At 57.5% G+C, this 8,739-nt stretch carries 6 protein-coding genes; 4 read left to right on the top strand and 2 right to left on the bottom strand.

Annotation, left to right across the window (positions count from 1 at the left end; all coding sequences use genetic code 11):
- Positions 1–5: 5 nt before the first annotated feature.
- Both QEP11_RS12745 and QEP11_RS12750 read right to left on the bottom strand, forming a co-directional pair.
- Positions 6–2,441 carry a UvrD-helicase domain-containing protein gene (locus QEP11_RS12745; RefSeq protein ID WP_284337008.1) on the bottom strand — a complete coding sequence of 812 codons (2,436 nt, stop codon included), beginning with the start codon at positions 2,439–2,441 and terminating at the stop codon, positions 6–8.
- A 91-nt stretch (positions 2,442–2,532) separates the two neighbouring features.
- On the bottom strand, positions 2,533–3,432 hold the full coding sequence (locus tag QEP11_RS12750) for a MurR/RpiR family transcriptional regulator (RefSeq protein ID WP_284337009.1): 900 nt from the start codon (positions 3,430–3,432) through the stop codon (positions 2,533–2,535).
- A gap of 227 nt (positions 3,433–3,659) precedes the next feature.
- Between QEP11_RS12750 and QEP11_RS12755 the strand changes: the two genes are divergently transcribed.
- The 4 genes from QEP11_RS12755 (at position 3,660) to QEP11_RS12770 (ending at position 8,424) form a co-directional block, all read left to right on the top strand.
- Positions 3,660–4,844 carry a M20 family metallopeptidase gene (locus QEP11_RS12755; RefSeq protein WP_284337010.1) on the top strand — a complete coding sequence of 395 codons (1,185 nt, stop codon included), beginning with the start codon at positions 3,660–3,662 and terminating at the stop codon, positions 4,842–4,844.
- A gap of 77 nt (positions 4,845–4,921) precedes the next feature.
- On the top strand, positions 4,922–5,932 hold the full coding sequence (locus tag QEP11_RS12760; protein WP_284337011.1) for a Bug family tripartite tricarboxylate transporter substrate binding protein: 1,011 nt from the start codon (positions 4,922–4,924) through the stop codon (positions 5,930–5,932).
- A 258-nt stretch (positions 5,933–6,190) separates the two neighbouring features.
- Positions 6,191–7,168 (top strand): GMP reductase, encoded by a 978-nt coding sequence (locus tag QEP11_RS12765; RefSeq protein ID WP_284337012.1) that lies wholly within the window; start codon positions 6,191–6,193, stop codon positions 7,166–7,168.
- A gap of 164 nt (positions 7,169–7,332) precedes the next feature.
- Positions 7,333–8,424 carry a porin gene (locus QEP11_RS12770; protein WP_284337013.1) on the top strand — a complete coding sequence of 364 codons (1,092 nt, stop codon included), beginning with the start codon at positions 7,333–7,335 and terminating at the stop codon, positions 8,422–8,424.
- Positions 8,425–8,739: the final 315 nt, after the last annotated feature.

Raw genomic sequence — 8,739 nt, forward strand, 5'->3', positions numbered from 1 at the left:
CTGACTCAATCCACAATGGTCAGCTTGGCAATCGCCAGTGCCAGCCATTTGGTGCCATGGCGCGGGAAGTTGATTTGCGCGCGGGCATCATCACCCGAACCTTCCACAGCCAGAACCTTGCCTTCGCCAAATTTGGTGTGGAACACCGTCTTGCCTTTGACGATGCCGTGCCCGGGTACAGCTTTTTGCACCGGCACAGGAGGGCTGGCAAACACCTCCGTCTTGGCCTGGTAGCCACCATAGCTTTTTCCGCTGTCCCAGCTACTTCCCGCAGCATTGCTCCTGGGTGCAAAACTGCCAAAGCCGCCTTTGGCGCTGATCCACTTGAGCGCGCTTTCAGGCAGCTCATCAATAAAGCGGCTGGGTAGATTGAAAGTCGTTCTCCCATGCAACATGCGGCTTTGCGAGTGACTCAGATACAGGCGCTTGCGAGCCCGAGTGATGGCCACATACATCAGCCGGCGCTCTTCTTCCAGTCCACCGCGGTCACTCATGGAGTTTTCGTGCGGGAACAGGCCCTCCTCCAAACCACCGATAAACACCACATCGAACTCCAGGCCCTTGGAGGCGTGCACCGTCATCAGTTGCACTGCATCCTGCCCTGCCTGGGCCTGGTTGTCGCCAGCCTCCAGCGCCGCATGAACCAGGAATGCCTGCAGCGGCGACAGCGTTTCACCGGTTTCTGCATCAACGCCGCCCGTCACACCGCCCAAAGGCAAGTCCAGCATGGGCATGCTGGTGTCAATGCCCTGACTGACTGGGCTTTGCGTCAGCGGCGCACCAGTCTCGTCGATAGGCAGGGCCACTGCATCCCTGCCAAAACCTTCCTGCGTGACAAAGCTCTCTGCCGCATTGATCAACTCCTTCAAGTTTTCAATGCGGTCCTGTCCTTCTTTCTCCGTCAGGTAAAAGTCCAGCAGACCACTGACTTCCAGCATGCGCTCAATCGTCTGTCGCAGCGTCTTGCCCTGGGTTTCCTCGCGCAGCACATCAATCTTGGCTACAAAGCCCTGCAGCTTGGTGCCCGCAGCACCGCCCACAGCGGTAACCGCATCATTGAGCGAACAACCTGACTGGCGTGCCGTTTCCTGCAAGGCTTCCACACTGCGTGCACCAATGCCACGAGCGGGAAAGTTCACCACGCGCATAAAGCTCGTGTCGTCATGCGGATTTTCAATCAGGCGCAGATAGGCCAGCGCGTGCTTGATTTCTGCACGTTCAAAAAAGCGCATGCCACCATAGACGCGGTAGGGAATTCCGGCGTTGAACAGCTTGCTTTCAATGACACGGCTTTGGGCATTGCTACGGTAAAGCACGGCGATTTCCTGGCGGCTGTAGCCATCGTTGCGCACCAGCTCCTTGATTTCGCTGACCATCCAGCTGGCCTCGTCCAGATCGGTGGGAGACTCCATCACGCGCACAGGCTCTCCAGCACCCTGATCGGTACGCAGGTTCTTGCCCAGACGCTGGCTGTTGTGCTCAATCAATGCGTTGGCGCTATCCAGGATGTTGCCGTAGCTGCGGTAGTTCTGCTCCAGCTTGATCTGGTGCTGGACGTCAAACTCGCGCACAAAATCACTCATATTGCCCACGCGCGCACCACGGAAAGCGTAAATGCTCTGGTCGTCATCGCCCACTGCCAGCACACTGGAAGAGGACTGCAGCTTGCCATTGACCACCTCTCCCGCCAGTTGCTTGAGCCAGGCGTATTGCAGCTTGTTGGTATCCTGAAACTCATCGACCAGGATGTAGCGGAAACGGCGCTGATAGTGCGCACGCAGTTGCGCATCATCACGCAAAATTTCGAAGCTGCGCAGCATCAACTCGCCAAAGTCCACCACGCCTTCGCGCTGGCACTGCGCTTCATAGAGCTGATAGAGCTCCACCTTCTTTTTGGTGTCGGGGTCAGTGGCCACCACATCTTTGGGGCGCAATCCCTCTTCCTTACACCCCGCAATAAACCAGCTCAGCTGCTTGGGTGGAAAGCGCTCATCGTCCACACCATATTGCTTGCACAGACGTTTGATGGCGGAGAGCTGGTCTTGCGTATCCAGAATCTGGAACGTAGCAGGCAAGCCTGCTGCCACATGGTGGGCACGCAGCAGACGGTTGCACAGACCGTGGAAAGTGCCAATCCACATGCCACGCACGTTGTACGACAACATGGCCGACAGACGGGCACTCATTTCTTTGGCCGCCTTGTTCGTGAAGGTCACTGCCATGATGCCCCCGGGCGATACCTGCCCTGTCTGCAGCAGCCAGGCAATGCGTGTGGTCAACACCCGCGTCTTGCCCGAACCGGCACCAGCCAGCACCAGCGCGTGGCCGGCAGGCAGCGTCACCGCAGCACGCTGTTCGGCATTGAGGCCCTGCAGCAGGGGCGAATTCTGGGGAGGCGGGGTGCCGGGCGCGGCAGCATCGAGCAGGTCTAGCGGAAACATTCGACCATTCTAAAAAAACCAGCGTCAGCATTCGCCCTGCAGGTACTTTGCATGCGACAAAACCTCGACTTTACAAGCAGACTCGCGGGGTTTACTTCCGCTTGGCACGGGGAGCTCGACGTTGCGATTGGACTGCAGCTCCTGCTTGTGCCTGCATGCTCGCCCACAGACTGTCGCGCCTTTGCAGCGATTGCGACACCTCATCCTTGAGCTGCTGGACTACTGCCGAAACCAAGGCATTGCACAGCGCAAACGTTGCGGTGTACGAATCGAAAGGCGAGGCATTGTGGGTGGACACCAGCAGGCTGTGCTGTGCATAGCGCACCAAAGGGGCCGCCATACTGTCGCTAATACCCAACACCGTCGCACCGCATTCCTGAAAATGCCGGGCGGCCTGCAGCGTGTCTTGGGCATAGCGGCGGATCGAGTAAGCAATCAGCACATCATCAGGCTCCACCCACAGCATGCGGTCCACAGGAAATGGGCCTCGGCTAGCCAGGTCAATCACCCCAGGCCGGCAGATGTTCAGGTGTGTACCCAGGTACATGGCCACTGGCGAACTGTTCTCCCCGGCCATCACATAAATCCTGCCCTTGCACTGACAGATGGCCTGCACCACAGCCTTGAAAGCATCCATATCCAGCTGCTGGAACGTGGTCTGAACATTGTGCAAATCATGCAATACGGTGTCATCCACACACTCCGACAGGCTGCGTTCGCCGCCAATCGTGAAGTTGCTGCGCTGCGACGGGTTGGGCAGTGCCGCCGTCAGCTGCGTGCGCGCCTCGCGCCGCACGTCAGCCATGCTTGGATAGCCCAGTTTGGCAAAAAACCTCACCACCGTCGGCGCGCTGGTTCCGGCCGCAGCCGCCATCATGCTGGCCGGATCAAGCAGGCCTTCGGGGTAACGTTGGCGCAGCGAGGCGGCCAGGTTGCGCTCACTCGCGGTGAGCGCCTCGGCATACAGATCAATACGTTGCGGCAAAAGCATAAACAGCAGACAAAGGTAAGAGAAATTGATGGTGTGCACACCGCCGGGCAGATACATGCACTACTGGGCAATGGTCGTGCATGGCAGGCCATGCATGCAAGCCTGTGGTTGCAGGTCAATACCTCCATACATTACCGGCTTGCAATTCCTGACGACTTGGCGGAATAATGATTTTTTAATTTCACATAATCTCACGATTATTGAAATTTTCATTTCATATTCTTAACATGCCTCTCTCTACCCCATCCTTATCCCCCCCATCCACCGACGCCGCAGCTGCCGCGCTGCAATGGCTGGCTAACCAGGCAAGCGCCATGCAGGATCTGCTGCAGCAAGTGGTGGACACCGACAGCGGCAGCGGAGATGTCGAAGGCGTACAGCGCGTGGCCGGATTGCTGCGCACACGCCTTGAAGCCGCCGGCATCGCCGTACAGACCTTGCCGGAACCAGGCTGGGGTGAATGCCTGCTTGCACATGTTCCGGGCCACAATCCCGCTGCCACTGGCCATTTGCAGTTGATGGGGCACATGGATACGGTCTTCCCGCGTGGCACGGCTGCGCAGCGCCCGTTTCGCGTCGAAGCCGGCCGGGCCTATGGACCCGGGGTGGCAGATATGAAGTCCGGATTGGTGATGAACGTGTTTGTACTGGAAGCCCTGGCGCGCTTCGGAGGCAACGCGTCCCCTGTACGGTTGTTCTTTTCTTGCGATGAAGAGGTAGGCTCCCCCGCCTGCCGCGGGCGCATCCGCGAAATCTCGCAGGGTGCACGTGCCGTGCTCAATGCCGAACCCGGTCGCATCAGCGGTAATGTCGTCAACGAGCGCAAAGGCTCGTACCGCATCGACTTTGAAGTCCAGGGCGTGGCCGCACATGCTGGCGTCAACCCGCAACAAGGCGCCAGCGCAATTGCTGCTCTGGCGCACAAGGTGCTTGCGCTACATGCGCTGACAGAGACGCAGCCCGGACTGCATTTGAATGTCGGCTTCATTGAAGGCGGCATGGCCTCGAACGTGGTTGCGCCGGTGGCCAAGGCCCATCTGGACATCCGCTACACCGCTGAAAACAATTTGGAGGAAGCACTGGACCAGGTGCGGACTGTTATTGAAGCCGAGCATCTGCCCCGCACCAAGGGATGCATTACCGCCATGACCGGTACCTTGCCGATGGCGCGCACTCCCGACGCACTGCTGCAAGCCTATCGCCGCAGCGCTGCCCAGGTGGGATTTGAGGTCGACGGTGAATTCACTGGCGGGGCAGCAGACAGCGGTATCACCTCCTCCATGGGCATTCCCTCGCTGTGCGCAGTGGGCCCTGTGGGCGGCTATCCCCACAGCGAGCGGGAATTCTGCGACTTGTCCACGTTCGTGCCACGCGCCCAGGCGGTGCTGCTGACGCTGCTGGCACTGGGCTGACCCTTTGCCCTCACTCCATTCAGTGGCAGACACCTGCACCGGCCACTGAGCATGTTTGACCTTTGCTGGATTTCTGTATGCCTTCCTCCACACACCCGATGACCACTCTCTCACGCCGCCACATTCTGGGCGCAGGTCTGGCTCTGGCCAGCAGTGCCGCACTGCCAGCACTGGCGCAGAGCAATAAATATCCCAGCCGCCCGATCACGCTGGTGGTACCTTTTCCACCCGGCGGCTCGGTGGACGTGATGGCACGCATGTACAGCGATGCGCTGTCCCGCATTCTGGGCGTCCCCATGGTGATTGAGAACAAGCCCGGTGCCGGTGGCTCCATTGGCACGCAATATGTGTCCCGCGCCAAGCCAGATGGCTACACACTGGTGGTGTCCTCGCAGAGCAGCCACCTGGCCAACCCCCTGGTTCAGCCCAACCTGGGATATGACCCTGTCAAGGACTTCGCCAACCTGGCCATGCTTGGTCGCCAGCCCAATGTTGTCGTGGTTCACCCCAGCCTGCCGGTGAAGAACATGCAGGAATTTGTGGCCTACCTCAAGGCCCACCCGGATCAGGTGAACTTCTGCAGCGCGGGTGCCGGCAGCATGGGCCAGCTCAATACAGAGGCCATGCTGATGCAGTACGGCGCCCAGGCCATGCATATTCCCTACAAAGGCGGCTCTCCGCTGATCACCGCCGTGCTGGCCAACGAAGTACAGTTTGCTTTTGACAATCTGGTCATCTTCCTGGAGCACATCAAGGCAGGCAAGTTGCGCGCACTCGCCGTTGCCGCACCTGAGCGCCTGCCACAGCTACCCGATGTACCCACCTTCGGCGAGCTGGACCAGCCCATACTCAACCAGACTTCCTGGACCGGCATCGCCGCCCCGAAGAACGTGCCCGCTGACATCCAGGACATTCTGTTCAAGGCCATCCGCCAGGCAGCGACTGAGCCGACCATGGTCAATCAGCTCACTGAGCGTGCAGTGATCACTCCTGAAGACATGAAACCCGACGCCTTCGAAAAAATGATGGCCGACCGCCTGGCGAGCTACGGCGAAGTGGTACGCCGCGCCAAGATCAAACCTGAGTAAGTCCACGGTCTGCAACGGCATATCCAGCGTTTTTTCCGACGGTATACGGTTCCGGATATACGGTTCATTCGAACGCTGATCTACCGCGGGTATGCCCTAGCGTATAGAATCAATCACCGGGCCCAAGTTTTTGTGGTCCGGTTTTTTTTGGCCAAAATTTCCCAACGCCAATCGAACCGGTCAACAAGCCAAGCGCCTACTTTGAAATTGAGGTGGGTGAGATTCCCACCATGACCTTTTTCTGGAGCTTGGAAAATCATGGAAATCTTCGACTACGACAACATTTTGCTGTTGCCCCGCAAGTGCCGCGTGGAGAGTCGTTCGGAGTGCGATGCCAGCGTACGGCTGGGTGGGCGCACCTTCCGTCTGCCAGTTGTGCCTGCCAACATGAAAACCGTGCTGGACGAGAAGATTTGCAAGTTTTTGGCACAAAACGGCTACTTCTACGTCATGCACCGCTTTGACATCGACAACGTGCAGTTCACCAAGGACATGCAGTCGCAAGGTCTGTACGCCTCGATTTCCCTGGGCGTCAAGCCTGCGGACTACGCCGTGGTCGACAAGTTTGTTGAGCAAGACATCTGTCCTGAATACATCACCATCGACATCGCCCACGGCCATGCCGACAGCGTGAAGAACATGATCCAGTACCTCAAGGCCAAGATTCCTGCAGCCTTTGTGATCGCTGGCAATGTGGCCACGCCCGAAGCCGTGATCGATCTGGAGGCCTGGGGCGCTGATGCCACCAAGGTTGGCGTTGGTCCGGGCAAGGTGTGCATCACCAAGCTCAAGACCGGCTTTGGTACAGGTGGCTGGCAGCTGTCGGCGCTGAAATGGTGCGCCCGCGTGGCTACCAAGCCCATCATTGCCGACGGCGGCATTCGCAGCCACGGAGACATTGCCAAGAGCATCCGCTTTGGCGCAACCATGGTCATGATTGGCTCGCTGTTTGCGGGCCACGAAGAGTCTCCCGGCAAGACCGTTGAAGTGGATGGTGAGCTTTTCAAGGAGTACTACGGCTCGGCCTCGGACTTCAATAAAGGAGAGTACAAGCACGTCGAAGGCAAGCGTATCCTGGAGCCTGTAAAGGGCCCGCTGAAGAATACGCTGATCGAGATGGAGCAAGATGTGCAGTCCTCCATCAGCTACGCTGGTGGCACCAAACTGCTGGACATCCGCAAGGTCAATTACGTGATTCTGGGCGGCGACAACGCCGGTGAGCACCTGCTGATGTGATGCCATCACGCCCATAGTCAAAAAAAGCTGCCATGTGCAGCTTTTTTTGTAGCCAGCCACTGCCTGATGCAACATTTTGCGCAGTATCACTCGTCCTACATGATCAGCAAGCATGCCTTAGAACAATTGTGATCACTCACTTCAACCCCTCTAGGAGTCTTGGCATGAAGAGAAAATTTTTGGCTGTGCTTCCGTTCGTTGCACTCAGTGGTGCCGCATTTGCACAGTCCTCTGTCACCTTGTTCGGCACGGTTGACGAAGCTGCAACTTATGTTCGGGGTGACCATAACTGGTCTGGCCTGCAGTCCGGTGGCAATTCCGACAGCTATATCGGCTTTCGGGGCATTGAAGACCTGGGCGCTGGACTGAAAGCTCAGTTCTGGTTGGAAGCAGGCATTTTGGCTGACCAAGGCAGTGGTGACTCTGGTGATGGCCTGGATTTCAAGAGACGGGCAACCGTTAGCTTGTTGGGAAACTTTGGTGAAGTTCGCCTGGGCCGCGGAGAATCTGCAACCTACCGTGCAATGAAGCACTTTGACGTATTCAACAATGCTGGTATTGGTGGCTCGCAAATGTTCAGCGATGGCTTCAACACTGCGGGCGCTTACAACAGCTTGGCATCGCTGGGTTATTCCAAGCGCAAGGACAATATGGTGTCCTACCTGTCACCTGACTTCAGCGGCTTTGGCTTTGCCGCGGACTACGCCTTCGGCGAAAGCAGCGACAACACCTGGGAACGTGGTGCTTACACGGGACTGGCACTGACTTACAACCAGGGCCCATGGAGTGCAGCTTTGGCGGCAGAGCAGCAAAACAACACCAGCTTGCCGACTATCAACAGTCCATTCGACTACCGTCAGCGAGCTTATTCCGCAGGCCTGGGCTACGATTTTGGCAGCTTCGAAGTAACAGGCGCTTATCGCCAGAGCCGCATCATGCCGCACCAGGCTGAGACACTCAAGGGCAATACCTATATGTTGGGTGTTGCCGCGCCTGTGGGTGCTGCCGGTGTGGTCAAAGCTTCGTACAACCGGTATGAGCATGAAACCTTTGCACAAGGCGACCTGAAAGCGGATCACTTCTCGCTAGGCTATGAGCACAACCTATCCAAACGCACTGCGCTCTACGGCACTTACTCCTACCTGAAAAACAAGGACAGAAATGGTGCCAACCTGGGCATGGGACTGGGAGAAATACCACTGGACGACAGTGGCCGCCATCACGGCGTACAGGTAGGTGTCCGCCACTCGTTCTAAAAGATTCCTCTGAAGTACAAGCAGCGCAATATCCTCTGTTGAATCTGTGACCGTCATCTGGCAGCCATTCAGCATGGAGGCTCAATGGCTGCCAGCTTGATTAACTGCAGTTGCAAAAGCTTGCTCGGGCTGCGCAGCCATCCTGCCCAATCTGCCCTCAGACTAGGTGTACTACACGGTATACCTATTGTGCAAATACTGACAGCGTTTCTTTCCCAGCTTCAAAGAAAAAAGGAGCCGTATAGGCTCCTTCTGTACTGAATCTGTAAAGCTGAAAAAGCTTTTACAGCTTGCTCACCATTTCAGGCACTGCCG

Origin of the sequence: Comamonas halotolerans, assembly GCF_030162935.1 — a bacterium.
Classification (GTDB): domain Bacteria; phylum Pseudomonadota; class Gammaproteobacteria; order Burkholderiales; family Burkholderiaceae_C; genus Comamonas; species Comamonas halotolerans.